The following is a 15,983-nucleotide window of genomic DNA, read 5'->3' on the forward strand; positions in this document are numbered from 1 at the left end:
GCCGCGCGGACGCGGCCTTCCGGTGAGCGTTGAAGGGAGCCCGGCACCCTATGGGCCGTGCTCCCGGGGGTCAACGCGATGCGATCGTCTTACGCGGGGACGGGTTCGCGCGACGCCGCTTCCGTCCGCGCCCCGGCCATGATGTCGGCCAGGATCTCGTAGGAGCGCAGCCGCGCCCGGTGGTCGTAGATCGCGGCGGCCACCATCAGCTCGTCGGCCTGCGTACGGGCCGCGATCGCGTCGAGGCCGCGCCGCACCGTGTCGGGCGAGCCGACCACCGAGCAGGCCAGCATGCCGGCCGCCTGCACCTTCTCGTGACCCGACCAGTAGGTCTCGATGTCGTCGATCGGCGGCGGCAGCTGGCCGCGGGTGCCCCGAAAAATGTTGGTGAAGGCCTGCTGCGCCGAGGTGAACAGGCGCCGCGCCTCGCCGTCGGTCTCCGCCGCGATCACGTTGACGCCGACCATCGCGTGGGGCTTCGCGCACTGCGCCGAGGGTTCGAAGCGGGCGCGGTAGACCTCGAGCGCCTGCATCAGCGCATCGGGCGCGAAATGCGACGCGAAGGCGTAGGGCAGGCCGAGCATCGCGGCGAGCTGCGCCCCGAACAGGCTGGAGCCGAGGATCCACAGCGGCACGTTGGTGCCGGTGCCGGGCACTGCCTGGATGACGCGGCCGGCATCGAGCGGTCCGAGCAGCGTCTGGAGCTCCAGCACGTCCTGCGGGAAATGGTCGGAGGCGGCGGGATCGCGGCGCAGGGCTCGCAGGGTGCGCTGGTCGGTGCCGGGGGCGCGCCCGAGGCCGAGATCGATGCGGCCCGGATAGAGCTCCGCCAGGGTGCCGAACTGCTCGGCGATCACCATCGGCGAGTGGTTCGGCAGCATGATGCCGCCCGCCCCGACCCGGATCCGGTGCGTGCCTCCGGCGATGTAGCCCACCACCACGGAGGTCGCGGCACTGGCGATGCCGGTCATGTTGTGGTGCTCGGCCACCCAGTAGCGGGTGAAGCCCCAGCGGTCGGCGGCTTGCGCGAGGTCGAGGGTGTTGCGCAGCGCGTCACCCGGCGAGGCACCCTGCGGAATCGGCGCGAGATCGAGGACGGAAAGTGGCGGCATCGGCGGGTCCCGGAGGTTGTGAGTGCATGTCCCCTGCTGCGACCCAAGATTTGGCTTGGGGGCGCCCGATACAAGCGCCCCGGGCCGATGCGTGACATGCAGAGGTTGCGTGGGCGGTCGGGATCGGCCGGCGGTGCGGACCGCCATACCGCTTCTTCCGAGCGGGTGGCTGCACCGTTGCCACGGCCCATCCCGTGCGTTCGAAGACAAGCCTTGCCCGGTCCCAATGATTGCCCGATGCTGGGTCGGCGCCCGCAGCCGCGACGAGACGGGCGATCCGCGGAGGAACCATGGCGGGCTTGTTCGATCTCACCGGCCGGGTGGCGGTGGTCACCGGCGGCAATGGCGGCATCGGGCTCGGCATGGCGGAGGCCCTGGCCGGCGCCGGCTGCGCCGTCTCGATCTGGGGCCGCGACGCGGACAAGAACCGCCGGGCGCTGGAGCGCCTCGGCCCGACGGGCGCGCCGGTCGCGGCCGAAACCTGCGACGTCGCCGATCCGGCGGCGGTGCAGCGGTCCTTCGACGCGACGCTCGCGCGCTTCGGCCGGGTCGACGGGATGTTCGCCAATGCGGGCGTCGCCGGGGGCGGCCGGCGCTCGTTCCTGGAGCGGGAGCCCGAGGAATGGCGGCAGACCTTCGCGGTCAACCTCGACGGGGTGGTGGCGAGCTTCCAGGTCGCGGCCCGGCACATGGCCGAGCGCGCCGGAGCCGGCGACGCCTTCGGGCGGCTCGTCGCCACGTCGAGCGTCGCCTCGCTGCTGGGGGCGGCCCGCAACGAGCATTACGGCGCCACCAAGGGAGCGCTCAACGCCATGGTGCGGGCGCTCGCCGTCGAACTCGCCCGCTACGGCGTCACCGCCAACGCGATCCTGCCGGGCTGGATCGAGAGCGACATGACGGCGGGGCTGATGGCGAACGAGAAGTTCGTGACCTTCAACCTGCCGCGCATCCCCGCCCGCCGCTTCGGCCGGCCGGAGGATTTCGGCGGCATCGCCGTCTACCTGATGAGCGGGGCCTCCTCCTACCAGACCGGCCAGGTGGTGGTGATCGACGGCGGCTACACGGTGGCGTGACGGGGCTCGCACGATGGCACGCTTCACCGACAGGGCGGTTCTCGTCACCGGCGCGGGCAGCGGCATCGGCCGCGCCTCCGCCCTGCTGTTCGCCCGCGAGGGCGCGGCGGTCGCGGTCGTGGATCGAGAGACCGCCGGCGCCGAGGAATCCGCGGCCCTGATCGCCGCGGAGGGCGGCCGGGCGATCGCGCTCCCGGCGGATGCCGGTCGCGAGGCCGACGTGACCGGCTGCCTCGCGGCGGCCGAGCGCGCCTTCGGCCGCCTCGACGCCATCCACGCCAATGCCGGGATCGGCGGCGGCACCGTGCCCTTCACCGAGCAGAGCGTGGAGCTCTGGGAGGAGGTGCTGCGGGTCAACCTGATCGGCGCCTTCCTGGCGATCAAGCACGGCGCGCCCCTCCTTCTGCGCCACGGCGGCGGGGCGATCGTCTGTACGGCCTCCGTCGCCGGGCTTCGCGCCAACGCGGCGGGCGCCGCCTACAGCGCCAGCAAGGCCGGCGTGATCAGCCTCGTCCAGACCGCCGCCGACGCCTTCGCGGGGACGGGCCTGCGGATCAACGCGGTCTGCCCCGGCCTGATCGAGACCGGCATGACGGCGGGCCTGTTCGCGGCGGCGCGGGCGAAGGGCAAGGCCGACCGGATCGGCCAGCTCAATCCGCTGCGCCGGGCGGGCCTTCCCGAGGAGGTCGCCGCCGCGGCCTTGTTCCTGGCGAGCGACGAGGCGGCCTACGTCAACGGGCAGGCGCTCGCGGTCGATGGTGGCCTGTCGAGCACCCATCCGTTCGTGCCGCGGAGATGAACGGCGAGACCGTCGGATGTCCCGACGGTACCTACCCGGCCGGGGCGTCGCCCCGCAGGTCCGCCGGCCTCACGCGGGCGAGCTGCCGGCGGCAGGCCCGCAACTCGTCGAGGACGGCCGTCAGGCTCGCCCGGTCGGCGCGGCCGAGGGGCGGTGCCGCCGTCTCGGGCTCCGGCTCGTGGTCCGATTCGACGAAGGCGGGAGCGACCTGCTCGCCACGGCCGACCGCCTGGACGAAGCGCATGCCGCGCTCGCGCAGGACACGCTGGGCGCCCCGGATCGTGTAGCCCTGGCCGTAGAGCAGCCGGCGGATGCCGCGCAGGAGGTCGACGTCGTCGGGGCGGTAATAGCGCCGGTTGCCGCCGCGCTTGAGCGGGCGCACTTGCGTGAAGCGCGTCTCCCAGAACCGCAGCACGTGCTGGGGCAGGTCGAGATCCTCGGCGACCTCGCCGATGGTGCGGAAGGCGCCCGGTTCCTTCCCGGGAAGACAGTCCTTGTCAGGCAGAAGGGTCCGGCCGGGGCCGTCGGTCCCGCCGGATTCGGAGACATCCTCGTCCTCGATCGGCATCCCGGTCATCGGCCCGATCCTGCATCAGCCGGCGCGGCGGCTCACCCGTCGTCTTCTTCCGGCGCGGCGTCGCCGTTGATCCGGGCCTTGAGCACGTTCGAGGGCTTGAACACCATGACCCGGCGCGGCTCGATCGCCACCTCGACGCCGGTCTTCGGGTTGCGGCCGACCCGCTTGCCCTTGTCGCGCACCACGAAGGAGCCGAACGAGGACAGCTTCACGATCTCGCCGGAGGACAGGCAGCCGCAGATCTCCGACAGGACCGTCTCCACCAGGGCGGCGGATTCCGTGCGCGACAGGCCGACCCGCTGGTAGACGGCCTCGCTCAGATCGGCCCGCGTGACCGTCTTGCCTGCCATCGTGCTGCTCCCCCGGCGGCTGATTCACGAACTAACGTATGTCTATGATCGCGCACGCTAATCGGCGTCGCGCGCCGGGTCAACCGGGCGTCCGGCGGGACGCCCGGATACTTTGTGGGCTTACCCGGTAGACCTACCAGCGGATGAGCGCGCTGCCCCAGGTGAAGCCGCCGCCGATCGCCTCGATCATCACGAGGTCGCCGCGCTTGATCCGGCCGTCCCGGCAGGCGGCATCGAGCGCCAGCGGGATCGAGGCCGCCGAGGTGTTGCCGTGGCGGTCGACCGTCAGCACCACCTTCTCGCGGGCGATGCCGAGCTTGTCGGCCGAGGCCTCGATGATGCGCCGGTTGGCCTGGTGCGGCACGAACCAGTCGAGATCGTCGGCGGTGGTGCCGGTGGCCTCGAAGGCCTGCGCCACCACGTCGGTGACCGAGCCGACGGCGAAGCGGAAGACCTCCTTGCCGACCATGCGCAGCTTGCCGGTGGTGCCGGTCGAGCCCGGGCCGCCGTCGACGTAGAGCTTTTCCCGGTGGCGGCCGTCGGCGCGCAGCTGGCTCGTCAGCACGCCGCGGTCGCCCGAATGGCCCTCGCCGGGTTGGGCTTCCAGCACCAGGGCGCCGGCACCGTCGCCGAACAGCACGCAGGTGGTGCGGTCCTCCCAGTCGAGCAGCCGCGAAAAGGTCTCGGCACCGACGACGAGGGCGCGGGTGGCCGCCCCCGTCGCCAGGAACTTGTCGGCGGTGGCGACCGCGTAGACGAAGCCGGCGCAGACCGCCTGCAGGTCGAAGGCGGCGCCCGCCTGGATGCCGAGGCCGGCCTGGATCTGCGTCGCGGTGGACGGGAAGGTGTGGTCCGGCGTCGAGGTCGCGCAGATCACGAGGTCGATCGTCGAAGGCTCGATGCCGGCATCCTGCAGGGCCGCCTGCGCGGCCTTGATGCCGAGCACCGAGGTGGTCTCGTCCGGCTCGGCGATGTGGCGCTGGCGGATGCCGGTGCGCTGGATGATCCAGTCGTCCGAGGTGTCGACGCGGGTGGCGAGGTCGTCGTTGGTGACGGTCGTCCGCGGCAGGTAGGAGCCGCAGCCCCGCACCACCGAGCGAAGGCGGGTCATGAGGCGTCCTCCTATGCCGAAACGGTCTTCATGCCGAGGCTTGGGCCGGCGTCGCGTCGAGGCGCTCCCGGATCGTCCGCATCAGGTCGTGGCGGGCCATGTCGTAGGCGAGGTCGACCGCCGCGGCGAAGCCCTCGGCATCGGCGGCGCCGTGGCTCTTGATGACGATGCCCTCGAGCCCGAGGAACACGCCGCCATTGGCCCGGCTCGGGTTCATCTTCTCGCGCAGCGCCCGGAAGGCGCCGCGGGCGAACAGGTAGCCGATCTTCGCCATCAGGGTCCGGCCCATCGCACCCTTGAGGTAGGCGGCGATCTGCTTGGCGGTGCCCTCCGCGGTCTTGAGCGCGATGTTGCCGGTGAAGCCTTCCGTCACCACCACGTCGACGGTGCCGCGGCCGAGATCGGTGCCTTCGACGAAGCCGTGATAGGCCAGCCCCGCCAGGTCGGATTCGCGCAGCATCCGGGCGGCTTCCTTCACCGCCTCGTTGCCCTTCATCTCCTCGGTGCCGACGTTGAGGAGCCCCACCGTCGGCCGGTCGAGGTCGAACACGATGCGGGCCATCGCGGCGCCCATCACCGCCATGTCGACGAGGTGGTTGGCGTCGGTGCCGATCGTCGCCCCGACGTCGAGCACCACGCTCTCGCCGCGCACCGTCGGCCAGAGGCAGGCGATGGCCGGCCGCTCGATGTGCGACATCGTCTTGAGGCAGATCTTCGACATCGCCATCAGGGCGCCGGTATTGCCGGCCGACACCGCGGCGTCGGCCTCGCCGTCGCGCACCGCCTGGATCGCCTTCCACATCGACGACTTGCCGCGGCCGGAACGCACCGCCTGGCTCGGCTTCTCGTCCATGGCCACCGACACGGTGGTGTGGCGGATCTCGACCGCGCCCTTCAGGCGCGGCTCGGCCGCGACCAGGGGAGTGAGCACCGCCTCGTCGCCGAACATCAGGAAGGTCGTCTCGGGGTGGCGCTCGCGGGCGAGCCCCGCACCGGGCACGACCGTCGAGGGGCCGTGATCGCCGCCCATCGCGTCGAGCGAGATGCGCACTCTCTGGGACATGGGGGTGTCGAACAGCCTCTCGGATCCGCCGCGAACAGAAACCACCGGACTTGGAACTGACGGACTCGCGCCGTCCTGGGGATCCGCGGCGCGGCGGAAAATAGCGACACCGCGCCGGGCCGCAAACGAATTCTGAAGGCTTTCTCGCGGCGACGGCCCGGGACCCGCGCCGAGGCCCCCGAGAGCCCGTCGCCGGAGACGCCTCAGGCCTCGTCGCCCTTCAGGGTCTGGAGCGCCGCGAACGGCGTCTCCTCCCCGGCATCCGCCGGGGGCTCGAAGGCGACGCCGGGCTTGCGCGGATAGGGGTCGAGGCCGAGGGCCAGGAACTCGGCCGCGAGGCTGCCCAGGTCGATGCGGCCGTTGACGATCGGATCGGGGATGTCGGCATCCTCCGCCGGGGTGCCCGCGAAAGCGTCCTGGTCGGCGAAATCGACGTCGACCTCCTCGGACACGGTCGTGTCGAAGGGCTCCAAGGTGACGACGCAGGTCTGGGTCAGCGTCGATTCGACGGTGCCGGTGACCTGGAGCCGGTGGAGCGAGCCGGAGAGCCGGAAGGTGCCGGACAGCCGGGCGATCCCCGGCAGGCCGAAATCGCGGGCGAGCGCGGCGCGCTCCTCCTCGTTGGCTTCGACGGTGACGGGCTGGCCGGCCCGGACGGTGCGCTCGACCAGGATCGGACGGGAGAACGGACCGACGCTGTCGGGGGTCATGCTGGCTCCTCTGGGGATCCTTGTGGGTACGGCGAGGGTTTCGGGAAGCCTCGCCGGCACCGCGGGGGCTCTTTCCGGGCTGTGCCCGAGATGCGTCGCGCCCCGGCCCGGCGCAAGAGGGAGCCGAGAGGCGATCGCGGGACGGGGACGTCGGGGAGAGCCGCCGAACCGTCAGCCCTGCGCCGCGTCGGCGGCGAAGCGGGCGGGATCGGGTAGAACCGGCCCCTCGGCCATCAGCGCGTCGAGGTCGGTTCCGGCGAGCCCCGCATCCGCCGCCGCCACGTAGGCGGCCAGGCCGCGGGCCGCCTCCGGCTCCTCGCGGGCGAGCACGTTGCGGGCGAGGGCCGCCGCGAGCGCCTCGCGGTCGCCGGCATCGAGGGCGGCGTCGTAGGCGGCGGCCCGGCCGTAGAAGGCCTGAGCCAGCTTCTTCATCCGCTTCGAGACGCCCATGTCGCCGACGCCGAGCTCGCGCAGCGACGAATCGAGCTGCTCGAACACCGAGTTCACGAGATCCTGGGCGATGTCCGCCGCCGGGGCCGGCAGCCGCCGCAGGTGGCGCAGCACCAGCACGACGTGCAGGCACAGGGCCTCGAACCGGCCCTCCACCGTGTCGGGCACGCCGAGGTCGAGGTAGAGCGCCGGCACCCGGGCGCCCGCATTGAGGCGGACATGCAGCGCCGCGATGGCGCGCCGGCGGGCATCCTCGCGGCGGAAGGGATTGCGAATCATCTCAAGCTCTCGATCGTCCCAACACGCAGGGACCCTGACGCGCCCTGGCCGCCGCACCGGGTCTTCGACATCCGTGGCGGAACCTTGGCCGTGCCTTGCCAACGCCACAACCCCGGGGTACGGCAACGGTCGCTTCTCGCGCAAGGCCGCCATCCGGCCGGCCGATATAACCGTCCCGTACACGTTTCCCCCGAGGTCCCGATGCCGCGCCGCTTCACACCGTCGCTTCTCCGCCTCGCCGCGGCCGGTCTGATCGGTCTGTCGGCCGCGGGCTGCGTGATCGGCGAAGAGTTCCGGCACGGCTACATCATCGACGATGCCGCCGTCGCCCAGGTCCGCCCCGGCGCCAGCGCCGAGCAGGTGCTCCAGCTCCTCGGCACGCCGACCACCGTCTCGACCGTCGGCAACAAGTCCTGGTACTACATCAGCCAGGACACCAAGCGCACGGTCATGTTCCTGGGCGAGCGCCCGAAGGACCAGCGCGTCCTCGCCGTCTACTTCAACGCCGGGTTCAAGGTCGAGCGTGTGGCGCTCTACGGCGAGCAGGACGGCAAGGTGTTCGACTTCATCTCCCGCACCACGCCGACCAGCGGCGGCGAGCAGGCCTTCCTCGGCCAGCTGATGCGCGGCCTGACCAAGTTCGAGCCGTTCGGCAACGCGCGGTAAATCCTGGATCCCTGCATGGTGGGCCGGGCGTGTCGCCCGGCCTTTCGTTTGTCGGGGTGATGGCCGGAGCCCGGGCGGGAGGCACGCTGCTCCGTAGGTGCGAGTCCGAGACGAGGAAAATCGTTCGGAGATCGAGCGCGGGTTTCCCCCTCTCCCCGCCGGCCTATCGCATTCACACAACTCGGTTTAAGCGGCTTCTCCCTTTGAAAGTCGCGCGCCTCTCCTCCCCCTTGTGGGGAGGAGTTGGAGGTGGGGGTGGTGCCGGAGGAGGCTCAGCGGTGCCTTCTGCACCACCCCCACGCGGGATCTTCGATCCCCATAACCCCTCCCCACAAGGGGGAGGGGAAAGTGCGCACATTCACAGAAGCTTAGCTCTCAAAGAAGAAGTGTTAATCCGCTAGCCCCGCGGGCGGGGAGAGGGCTGTGCTTCCGTCCAGGAAGCACAGCAAGCGGAGGCGAAGGCCGGAGTGAGGGTGAGGGGGTCTCAGCGGATGAGGCTCCTCCGCCTATACCCCCTCACCCTCGCCCTGCGGGCTTGCTGCCGACCCGACAAGGGGTCGTCAGCCCTCTCCCCGCCCGCGGGGAGAGGAGATTTCTCCCTACTCCGCCGCCGCGCGCTCCGCGTCGTCCCCCAGGAATCCGCCGGACTGGCGCGCCCACAGACGCGCGTAGAGCCCCCCGGCCTTCACCAGATCGGCGTGGCGCCCCTCCTCGACGATGCGGCCCTGGTCCAGAACCACCAGCCGGTCGAGGGCCGCGATGGTCGAGAGGCGATGCGCGATGGCGAGCACGGTCTTGCCCTGCATCAGCCGGTCGAGGGAGCCCTGGATCGCCGCCTCGACCTCGGAATCGAGGGCGGAGGTCGCCTCGTCGAGGATCAGGATCGGCGCATCCTTCAGGATCACCCGGGCGATGGCGATGCGCTGGCGCTGGCCGCCCGACAGCTTGACGCCGCGCTCGCCGACCTGGGCGTCGTAGCCGCCGCGGCCCTTGTGGTCGGACAGGTCGCGGATGAAGGCGTCGGCATGGGCGGCGCGGGCGGCCGCGACGATCTCGGCCTCGGTCGCGGCCTCGCGGCCATACGCGATGTTGTCGCGGATCGTGCGGTGAAGGAGCGAGGTGTCCTGCGTCACCACGGCGATCTGCCGGCGCAGCGAGGCTTGCGTCACCCCGGCGATATCCTGCCCGTCGATCAGGATGCGCCCGCCCTCGAGGTCGTGCAGGCGCAGCAGCAGCGAGGTGAGCGTGGTCTTGCCCGCCCCGCTCGGCCCCACGAGGCCGACCTTCTCGCCCGGCGCGATGCGCAGGGTCAGGTCCTCGATGATTCCGCCCTCGGCCTTGCCGTAATGGAAGCTCGCGCCCTCGAAGCGCACCTCGCCCCCGGTCACCGCGAGGTCGCGGGCACCCGGGCGGTCGGTGAGCGCGTGCGGCCGGGCGATGGTCTGCATGCTCTCCTGAACCGTGCCGATATGCTCGAACAAGCCGCGCACGGTCTGCATCACCCAGCCCGACATCGCGATGAGCCGCAGCACCAGGGCGAGGCCCGCCGCCCCCTCCCCGGTCGTCATCTGGCCCCGGGACCACAGCGCCAGCACGACCCCGGCCGTGACCACGATGAGGATGCTGTTGAGGAGCGAGAGCGTGCCGGTCACCGCCGTGATGAGCCGGAACGAGTGCAGGTAGGCGTCGGTGTGGTCCACCGTGGCGGCGCGCACGGCCGAGCGCTCCTCGCTGTCGCGCGCGAAGAGCTTGACGGTGAGGATGTTGGTGTAGCTGTCGACGATGCGGCCGACGAGGGCCGAGCGGGTATCGGCGACCTGGAGCGAGCGCGCCCGGGCGCGCGGCACGAAGTAGGCCGTGAGCCCCGCATAGGCCAGGATCCAGACCAGCACCGGCAGGACCAGCCACGGGCTGATCGCGCCAAAGAGGCTCACCGCCGTGACGGCGAAGATCGCGACGTAGAGCAGCGTGTCGATGACCACGACCGCGAGTTCGCGCACCGCGACCCCGACCTGCGTCACCCGATTGGCGAGGCGCCCGGCGAAGTCGGCCTGGAAGTACGACAGGGCGTGGCCCAGGGTGTAGAGATGGGTGCGCCAGCGGATGAGACCGGTGGTCTGCGGCACCACGAGCTGGTTCGAGATCGCCTCGTGCAGCCAGGCGAGGAGCGGCCGGACCACCAGGATCAGGGCGGCGGCGAGCATGAGCCCGGTGCCGTGGTCGCGCCACAGGGTCTCCGGGCCCGAGCGGGCCAGGATGTCCACGAACCAGCCCATCAGCAGGTAGAGCGAGGCCTCGACGCTGCCGGCGGTGAGCGCCGTCACGAACAGCACCCCGAGCGGCTTGCGCACCGGCCGCAGGTAGAACCAGGCGAAGCCCGCCACCGTGCCGGGTGGACGTTCGGCCTCGTCGAAGGGCGCGAAGGGATCGATGCGGCGCTCGAGCCAGTCGAGGAACATGCGGGCTCCCGTGAGGATCAGGGCCTTCAGCTATGCTGTGGGCACCGCCCGCCAACCGGGGGGTGATGCCGCAGGCGATCCGCCGGGCTATGTCGGGGGACACGAACCGACGCCACCGGACCCATGCTGCGCCTCGCCCTCTACCAGCCCGACATCCCGCAGAATACCGGCACGATGCTGCGGCTCGCCGCCTGCCTCGGCGTCGCCGTCGAGATCATCGAGCCGGCGGGGTTCGACGTCTCGGACCGGCACCTGCGCCGCTCCGGCCTCGACTACCTCGACCACGTCGCCATCACCCGCCACCGCTCCTACGCCGCCTTCGATGCCTGGCGGCGGGAGGCCGGCATCCGGCTGGTCCTCGCCACTACCGCCGGCTCGGTGCCGTACACGGCCCACGCCTTCCAGGCCGGCGACTGCCTGATGGTCGGGCGCGAATCGGCGGGCGTACCCGAGGCTGTCCACGCGGATGCCGACGCCCGGGTGGCGATCCCGATGCGGGCGGGCCTGCGCTCGCTCAACGTGGCGGTGGCGGCCGGGATGATGCTCGGCGAGGCCTTGCGCCAGACCGCCTGGTCCTGAGCCCAGGCGCGCGGCCTTCGGGCTCTTGGCCTTCGGCCTCTTGGCGCTCAGGCTCTTGGCCCCCGTCCGGCCCTGTGTGAAGAAGAAGCCCATGACCGAGCCTGCTTCCGATCTCGCCGCGCTCAAAGCCGCGGCCACCGACTGGTTCTCCACCCTGCGGGACCGGATCTGCGCCGCCTTCGAGGAGATCGAGGCGGAGGCGACCGGCCCGTTCGCGCCCGAGGCCGGCGGGCCGGGGCAGTTCGAGCGCACGCCCTGGGAGCGCACCGACCATTCCGGCGCGGCCGGCGGCGGCGGCACCATGGCGATGCTGCGCGGACGGGTGTTCGAGAAATGCGGCGTCCACGTCTCGGCGGTCCACGGCGAGTTCGCCCCCGAGTTCCGCGGCCAGATTCCCGGGGCGGCGGAGGATCCGCGCTTCTTCGCCACCGGCATCTCGCTCATCGCCCATCCGTGGAACCCGCACGTCCCGACCGTGCACATGAACACCCGGTTCGTGGTGACGACGAAGACGTGGTTCGGCGGCGGCGCCGACCTGACCCCGGTCCTCGACCGGCGCCGGACGCAAGGCGATCCCGACACCGTGGCGTTCCACGCCGCCTTCGAGGCGGCCTGCGCTAGGCACCCGGCCGCCGACTACGCCCGTTACAAGGCCTGGTGCGACGAGTACTTCCACCTGAAGCACCGCAACGAGCCCCGCGGCATCGGCGGCATCTTCTACGACTATCACTGGACCGGCGAGCCGGAGGCCGACCTCGCCTTCACCCGCGAGGTCGGCGGTGCGTTTCTCGGCGTCTATCCCGAGATCGTGCGGCGCAACCTCGCCACGCCCTGGACCGAGGCCGACCGCCACGAGCAGCAGGTCCGCCGCGGCCGCTACGTCGAGTTCAACCTGCTCTACGACCGCGGCACGATCTTCGGCCTGAAGACCGGCGGCAACGTCGCGTCGATCCTGTCGTCGATGCCGCCGACGGTGCGGTGGCCGTAGCGACGATCTTATCTCGCGGCTTCCATCCTCCCATCTGACCGTCGTCGGGCATGAAGACGATCCGTTTCACCGGGCCGGCCCTGAAGGCCTTCGCGAAGCTGCCGGACAGGGCGCGGGTGCAGATGCGTTTGAAGCTGGAGCGCTACGCCGAGATGGGAACCGGGGACGTCAAGGCTTTGGTCGGCGTGCCGGGGCTGCGAATCCGATCCGGCTCCTATCGCGCGGTCTTCGTCGAGACGGCGGACGCCATCGAGGTCTTCAAGGTCGGTGATCGGCGCGACATCTATGAATGAGGTCAGACCCATGAGCGTGCAGTCGATCGTCACCGAGGGAGGCGAAGAACTCGTCATTCTGTCACGGCGGGCCTACGACGCCTTGCTGGCTCGTGCCGGCGACGAGGAGGCGGAGGATCGCATCACTGCCCTCTTGGCCAAGGAACACCTGACCGCTCGCGCCGCAGGTGACGTCGCCTATGCACCGGATTGGCTGACGGCTGCGGTGCTCGCCGGTGAGTCGCTCCTCGCGGCGACCCGCCGACATGCCGGTCTGGCTCTGGACGACCTCGCGGCGAAGGTCGGCGTTCCGTCCGAAGCGCTGGCCGCGATGGAGACGGGGGCTCGCGACGGCAGCCCGGCGGTGATCGCCGCCATCGCGCAGGCCTGCGGGGTCGATCCGGTGCTGTTGCAGGATCAAGATCCCCCGTCTGCGACGCCGCGCCGCCGATCCACCAGACACCGGTGAAGCCCCTCCCCGACCTCGTCGCCGTCGTCCTGTGGATGGCGGGCGCGCTCCTGTCGTTCTCGGCCACCGCCATCGCGGTCCGCGAGGTGGCGCCGGCGCTCGGGCTGTTCGACATCCTGGCGGCCCGGGCGGCGGCCGGGGTGGCGATCGTCGGGACGGTCGCGTTCCTGCGCCGCCGGCCGCTGCCGGCGCGGCGGATGCGCCTGCACCTCGCCCGCAACCTCGTCCATTGGGGCGGCAACTACGCCTGGTCGTACGGCGTCACGCTCCTGCCGCTCGCCGTCGTCTTCGCCCTCGAATTCACCACGCCGGCCTGGGTGACGCTGCTCGCGGTCGTGATCCTGCGCGAGCGGCTGACCGCGAGCCGGCTCGCCGCGGTCGTTCTCGGCTTCCTCGGCGTGCTGGTGGTGCTGCGCCCGGGCGTCGCCGCCCTGCAGCCGGCGAGCCTCGTGGTGCTGCTCTCCGCCGTGATGTTCGCCCTGACCGCGGTCGCCACCAAGGCGCTGACCCGGACCGAGAGCGTGCTGTCGATCCTGTTCTGGATGAACCTGATCCAGCTGCCCCTCAACCTCGTGGCCGGTCGGCTCCTGCCCGGCGTGCCGGCCCACCCCTTCGAGGGGCACCACGCCCTGGCGCTGGCGGTCCTCTGCATCGCCGGCCTCACCTCGCATTGGTGCCTCACCAGCGCCTACCGGCGCGGCGACGCCATCCTGGTCATGCCGCTCGATTTCCTGCGCATCCCGCTGATCGCCGTGCTGGGCTGGCAGCTCTACGGCGAGCCCCTCGATCCGTGGCTGTTCGTCGGCGCCGGGCTGATCGTCGGCGGCATCGTCTGGAACCTCGCCGCGGAGGCGCGGCGTCAGGCCCCGGTGCCGGCGGTGAAGGGGGCGGTGAAGGGGACTTGACCCGGGCACGGCGCTCGCGCGTTGATCGGCGCCATGCTGCTGTCCTTCTTCACCGAGCTTCGCGCCGCCAAGGTCCCGGTCTCGCTGCGCGAGTACCTGACCCTGCTCGAGGCCCTCGACCGCGACCTCGCCGACCAGCGGGTGGAGGACTTTTATTACCTCGCCCGCACCGCCCTGGTGAAGGACGAGCGCAACCTCGACAAGTTCGACCGGGTGTTCGGCCGCGTCTTCAAGGGCGTGGTCACGGTCGGAGAGGCGGTGGAGCCGCAGGCCATTCCCGAGGAATGGCTCCGCAAGCTGGCGGAGAAATACCTCACCGAGGAGGAGCGGGCACAGCTCCAGGCGCTCGGCTGGGACAAGCTGTTCGAGACCCTCAAGCAGCGGCTCGCCGAGCAGAAGGAGCGCCACCAGGGCGGCTCGAAATGGATCGGCACCGGGGGCACCTCGCCCTTCGGCGCCTATGGGTACAACCCGGAAGGCATCCGCATCGGCCAGGACGGCAACCGCAACTTCCGGGCGGTGAAGGTCTGGGACCAGCGCACCTTCAAGGACCTGGACGATTCGGCGGAACTCGGCGCGCGCACCATCCGGCTGGCACTCCGGCGCCTGCGCCGCTTCGCCCGCACCGGGGCGGCGGACGAGCTCGATCTCGACGGCACGATCCGGGAGACGGCGCGCCACGGCATGCTCGACCTGCGCCTGCGGCCGGAGCGGCGCAACGCCGTCAAGGTGCTGCTGTTCCTCGATGTCGGCGGCTCGATGGACTGGCACGTCGAGCTGGCCGAGCAGCTCTTCTCGGCGGCGCGCTCGGAGTTCAAGCACTTCGAGCATTTCTACTTCCACAACTGCCTGTACGAGACGGTCTGGAAGGAGAATCGCCGCCGTCACACCGAGGGCACGCCGCTCCTCGACGTGATCCGCACCTATCCGTCGGATTATCGCGTGGTCTTCGTCGGCGACGCGGCGATGTCGCCCTACGAGATCGCGATGGCGGGCGGCTCGGTCGAGCACTGGAACGAGGAGGCCGGCCAGGTCTGGCTGAACCGGGTCCTCGATCACTTCCCGAAGGTGGCCTGGCTCAATCCGGTGCCGCAGGCGCAGTGGGGCTACACCCAGTCGAACGCGATGATCCGGCAGATCTTCTCCGGCCGGATGTACCCGCTGACGCTCGAAGGCATCGACCAGGCGACGAGGGCGCTGCTGCGGTGACGTCCCGCTCCCGCGCCGGAGCAGCCGGGCCCCGGTCGCGCGGAGCCCGGACAGGGAGAACTCAGCCCTGGCGGGCCGGGGTCGTGACGGTCAGGCCGTCGAGTTCGGGCTTGAGGCGGATCTGGCACGACAGGCGCGAAGTCGGCCGCACGTCGGAGGCGAAGTCGAGCATGTCCTGCTCCATCGGCTCGGCCGGGCCGACAGCATCCGCCCAGTCCTCGCCGACATAGACGTGGCAGGTGGCACAGGCGCAGGCGCCGCCGCATTCCGCGTCGATGCCCGGCACGTTGTTGCGGATCGCGGTCTCCATCACGGTCGAGCCGACCTCGCCCTTCACGGAGCGGGCCGTGCCGGCGGCATCGACGTAGGTGATCTGGACCATCTGGGACTCCGGAAGCCTCGAGCGCGGCCGCGGATCGGACGAGGACGCGGCGCGGCCTGATTGGCGGCTGCCGCCCCGGAAAGCAAGCGCGCCGTGCGTCGCGCGGCACTCCTGTCGTTCCGAGGCGCGGGGTGCCGCCCTCAGATCAGTGCCAGCGTCTCCCGCACCGCCTCCTCCAGGGCCGGCGCGAGGCCATCGGCGGTCGCGGCGTCGGGTGCGCGCAGCGCGGCCTCGATCCGCCCGGCGAGATCCGCCACGCGGGCCGCGCCGACCCCGAGGGCCGATCCCTTCAGGGTATGGGCGAGGTCCGCCCGCGCGTGCGGCGCCAGGGCCGGGTCGACGAGCCCGGGCAGGAGCCGCTCGCACTGGCCGGCAAACAGCGCGAGGACCTCGCGGGCGAGGTCCTCGTCGTCGAAGGTCTGGCGCATCAGATGCGCGCGGTCCAGGAGCGTCTCCATCGGAATCTCTCGCAGGGTCAACTCAATCGTGCGGTAGGGATTCCGCGAAGGATCCGGTTCGCGCAAGGCCTT

Annotated in this window: 19 protein-coding genes; 9 read left to right on the plus strand and 10 right to left on the minus strand. The window is 71.3% G+C overall.

What is annotated here, in order from left to right:
* Nucleotides 1–89: 89 nt before the first annotated feature.
* Complete coding sequence (locus miv_RS15875; RefSeq protein WP_048426141.1) at nt 90–1,112, minus strand: LLM class flavin-dependent oxidoreductase; 1,023 nt, start codon at nt 1,110–1,112, stop codon at nt 90–92.
* A gap of 290 nt (nt 1,113–1,402) precedes the next feature.
* Here miv_RS15875 and miv_RS15880 point away from each other — a divergent pair, with 290 nt between their 5' ends.
* Both miv_RS15880 and miv_RS15885 read left to right on the plus strand, forming a co-directional pair.
* On the plus strand, nt 1,403–2,185 hold the full coding sequence (locus tag miv_RS15880) for an SDR family NAD(P)-dependent oxidoreductase (protein WP_207177781.1): 783 nt from the start codon (nt 1,403–1,405) through the stop codon (nt 2,183–2,185).
* Between the two features lie 13 nt (nt 2,186–2,198).
* On the plus strand, nt 2,199–2,984 hold the full coding sequence (locus miv_RS15885; protein WP_207177782.1) for an SDR family NAD(P)-dependent oxidoreductase: 786 nt from the start codon (nt 2,199–2,201) through the stop codon (nt 2,982–2,984).
* A 31-nt stretch (nt 2,985–3,015) separates the two neighbouring features.
* Here miv_RS15885 and miv_RS15890 read toward each other — a convergent pair whose 3' ends face one another.
* The 6 genes from miv_RS15890 to miv_RS15915 all read right to left on the minus strand — a co-directional run bounded on the left by miv_RS15890 (nt 3,016) and on the right by miv_RS15915 (nt 7,524).
* Complete coding sequence (locus tag miv_RS15890) at nt 3,016–3,561, minus strand: MerR family transcriptional regulator (protein WP_244276415.1); 546 nt, start codon at nt 3,559–3,561, stop codon at nt 3,016–3,018.
* Between the two features lie 32 nt (nt 3,562–3,593).
* The gene (locus miv_RS15895; RefSeq protein WP_207177783.1) at nt 3,594–3,911 is read right to left on the minus strand and encodes an integration host factor subunit alpha; all 318 of its coding nucleotides are present in this window, start codon (nt 3,909–3,911) and stop codon (nt 3,594–3,596) included.
* Between the two features lie 133 nt (nt 3,912–4,044).
* The gene (locus miv_RS15900; RefSeq protein WP_207177784.1) at nt 4,045–5,022 is read right to left on the minus strand and encodes a beta-ketoacyl-ACP synthase III; all 978 of its coding nucleotides are present in this window, start codon (nt 5,020–5,022) and stop codon (nt 4,045–4,047) included.
* A 28-nt stretch (nt 5,023–5,050) separates the two neighbouring features.
* Nucleotides 5,051–6,085, minus strand: coding sequence for a phosphate acyltransferase PlsX (gene plsX / locus miv_RS15905; protein WP_048426148.1), 1,035 nt, complete (start codon nt 6,083–6,085; stop codon nt 5,051–5,053).
* A 203-nt stretch (nt 6,086–6,288) separates the two neighbouring features.
* Nucleotides 6,289–6,795, minus strand: a complete 507-nt coding sequence (locus tag miv_RS15910; RefSeq protein WP_048426149.1) for a YceD family protein — start codon at nt 6,793–6,795, stop codon at nt 6,289–6,291.
* A 171-nt stretch (nt 6,796–6,966) separates the two neighbouring features.
* A complete protein-coding gene (locus miv_RS15915) occupies nt 6,967–7,524 on the minus strand; it encodes a ubiquinol-cytochrome C chaperone family protein (protein ID WP_048426150.1) in 558 nt (185 codons plus the stop codon).
* Nucleotides 7,525–7,725: 201 nt separating this feature from the next.
* Between miv_RS15915 and miv_RS15920 the strand changes: the two genes are divergently transcribed.
* Nucleotides 7,726–8,190 (plus strand): outer membrane protein assembly factor BamE, encoded by a 465-nt coding sequence (locus miv_RS15920; protein WP_048426151.1) that lies wholly within the window; start codon nt 7,726–7,728, stop codon nt 8,188–8,190.
* Nucleotides 8,191–8,789: 599 nt separating this feature from the next.
* Here miv_RS15920 and miv_RS15925 read toward each other — a convergent pair.
* On the minus strand, nt 8,790–10,649 hold the full coding sequence (locus miv_RS15925) for an ABC transporter ATP-binding protein (RefSeq protein WP_207177785.1): 1,860 nt from the start codon (nt 10,647–10,649) through the stop codon (nt 8,790–8,792).
* Between the two features lie 123 nt (nt 10,650–10,772).
* On the opposite strand from miv_RS15925, the gene miv_RS15930 reads away from it, so the two are divergent.
* The 6 genes from miv_RS15930 (at nt 10,773) to miv_RS15955 (ending at nt 15,071) form a co-directional block, all read left to right on the plus strand.
* On the plus strand, nt 10,773–11,228 hold the full coding sequence (locus miv_RS15930; RefSeq protein ID WP_048426153.1) for a tRNA (cytidine(34)-2'-O)-methyltransferase: 456 nt from the start codon (nt 10,773–10,775) through the stop codon (nt 11,226–11,228).
* A 91-nt stretch (nt 11,229–11,319) separates the two neighbouring features.
* Nucleotides 11,320–12,216, plus strand: coding sequence for an oxygen-dependent coproporphyrinogen oxidase (gene hemF / locus miv_RS15935; RefSeq protein ID WP_207177786.1), 897 nt, complete (start codon nt 11,320–11,322; stop codon nt 12,214–12,216).
* Nucleotides 12,217–12,266: 50 nt separating this feature from the next.
* A complete protein-coding gene (locus miv_RS15940; RefSeq protein ID WP_048426155.1) occupies nt 12,267–12,509 on the plus strand; it encodes a type II toxin-antitoxin system RelE family toxin in 243 nt (80 codons plus the stop codon).
* Between the two features lie 10 nt (nt 12,510–12,519).
* Nucleotides 12,520–12,957, plus strand: coding sequence for a helix-turn-helix domain-containing protein (locus miv_RS15945; protein WP_053220779.1), 438 nt, complete (start codon nt 12,520–12,522; stop codon nt 12,955–12,957).
* Entirely contained in the window at nt 12,954–13,862 is a 909-nt protein-coding gene (locus miv_RS15950) for a DMT family transporter (protein WP_053220780.1), read from the plus strand. The genes miv_RS15945 and miv_RS15950 overlap by 4 nt, the downstream gene beginning before the upstream one ends.
* 33 nt (nt 13,863–13,895) lie before the next feature.
* Nucleotides 13,896–15,071 (plus strand): vWA domain-containing protein, encoded by a 1,176-nt coding sequence (locus miv_RS15955; RefSeq protein WP_207177787.1) that lies wholly within the window; start codon nt 13,896–13,898, stop codon nt 15,069–15,071.
* Between the two features lie 61 nt (nt 15,072–15,132).
* Here the strand turns inward: miv_RS15955 and miv_RS15960 are convergent, their stop codons facing one another.
* Nucleotides 15,133–15,453 (minus strand): 2Fe-2S iron-sulfur cluster-binding protein, encoded by a 321-nt coding sequence (locus miv_RS15960; protein ID WP_048426157.1) that lies wholly within the window; start codon nt 15,451–15,453, stop codon nt 15,133–15,135.
* A 140-nt stretch (nt 15,454–15,593) separates the two neighbouring features.
* Nucleotides 15,594–15,911 carry an Hpt domain-containing protein gene (locus tag miv_RS15965; protein ID WP_207177788.1) on the minus strand — a complete coding sequence of 106 codons (318 nt, stop codon included), beginning with the start codon at nt 15,909–15,911 and terminating at the stop codon, nt 15,594–15,596.
* Nucleotides 15,912–15,983 lie beyond the last annotated feature (72 nt).

The sequence above is a fragment of the Methylobacterium indicum genome (assembly GCF_017347565.1).
Lineage (GTDB): Bacteria > Pseudomonadota > Alphaproteobacteria > Rhizobiales > Beijerinckiaceae > Methylobacterium > Methylobacterium indicum.

Coding starts and splice junctions, on each gene's coding strand:
- miv_RS15965 (WP_207177788.1), bottom strand. CDS start 15,911: ATGGAGACGCTCCTGGACCGCGCGCATCTGATGCGCCAGACCTTCGAC.
- miv_RS15890 (WP_244276415.1), bottom strand. CDS start 3,561: ATGACCGGGATGCCGATCGAGGACGAGGATGTCTCCGAATCCGGCGGG.
- miv_RS15895 (WP_207177783.1), bottom strand. CDS start 3,911: ATGGCAGGCAAGACGGTCACGCGGGCCGATCTGAGCGAGGCCGTCTAC.
- miv_RS15930 (WP_048426153.1), top strand. CDS start 10,773: ATGCTGCGCCTCGCCCTCTACCAGCCCGACATCCCGCAGAATACCGGC.
- miv_RS15920 (WP_048426151.1), top strand. CDS start 7,726: ATGCCGCGCCGCTTCACACCGTCGCTTCTCCGCCTCGCCGCGGCCGGT.
- miv_RS15940 (WP_048426155.1), top strand. CDS start 12,267: ATGAAGACGATCCGTTTCACCGGGCCGGCCCTGAAGGCCTTCGCGAAG.
- miv_RS15880 (WP_207177781.1), top strand. CDS start 1,403: ATGGCGGGCTTGTTCGATCTCACCGGCCGGGTGGCGGTGGTCACCGGC.
- hemF (WP_207177786.1), top strand. CDS start 11,320: ATGACCGAGCCTGCTTCCGATCTCGCCGCGCTCAAAGCCGCGGCCACC.
- miv_RS15945 (WP_053220779.1), top strand. CDS start 12,520: ATGAGCGTGCAGTCGATCGTCACCGAGGGAGGCGAAGAACTCGTCATT.
- miv_RS15900 (WP_207177784.1), bottom strand. CDS start 5,022: ATGACCCGCCTTCGCTCGGTGGTGCGGGGCTGCGGCTCCTACCTGCCG.
- miv_RS15955 (WP_207177787.1), top strand. CDS start 13,896: ATGCTGCTGTCCTTCTTCACCGAGCTTCGCGCCGCCAAGGTCCCGGTC.
- miv_RS15885 (WP_207177782.1), top strand. CDS start 2,199: ATGGCACGCTTCACCGACAGGGCGGTTCTCGTCACCGGCGCGGGCAGC.
- plsX (WP_048426148.1), bottom strand. CDS start 6,085: ATGTCCCAGAGAGTGCGCATCTCGCTCGACGCGATGGGCGGCGATCAC.
- miv_RS15960 (WP_048426157.1), bottom strand. CDS start 15,453: ATGGTCCAGATCACCTACGTCGATGCCGCCGGCACGGCCCGCTCCGTG.
- miv_RS15910 (WP_048426149.1), bottom strand. CDS start 6,795: ATGACCCCCGACAGCGTCGGTCCGTTCTCCCGTCCGATCCTGGTCGAG.
- miv_RS15925 (WP_207177785.1), bottom strand. CDS start 10,649: ATGTTCCTCGACTGGCTCGAGCGCCGCATCGATCCCTTCGCGCCCTTC.
- miv_RS15875 (WP_048426141.1), bottom strand. CDS start 1,112: ATGCCGCCACTTTCCGTCCTCGATCTCGCGCCGATTCCGCAGGGTGCC.
- miv_RS15915 (WP_048426150.1), bottom strand. CDS start 7,524: ATGATTCGCAATCCCTTCCGCCGCGAGGATGCCCGCCGGCGCGCCATC.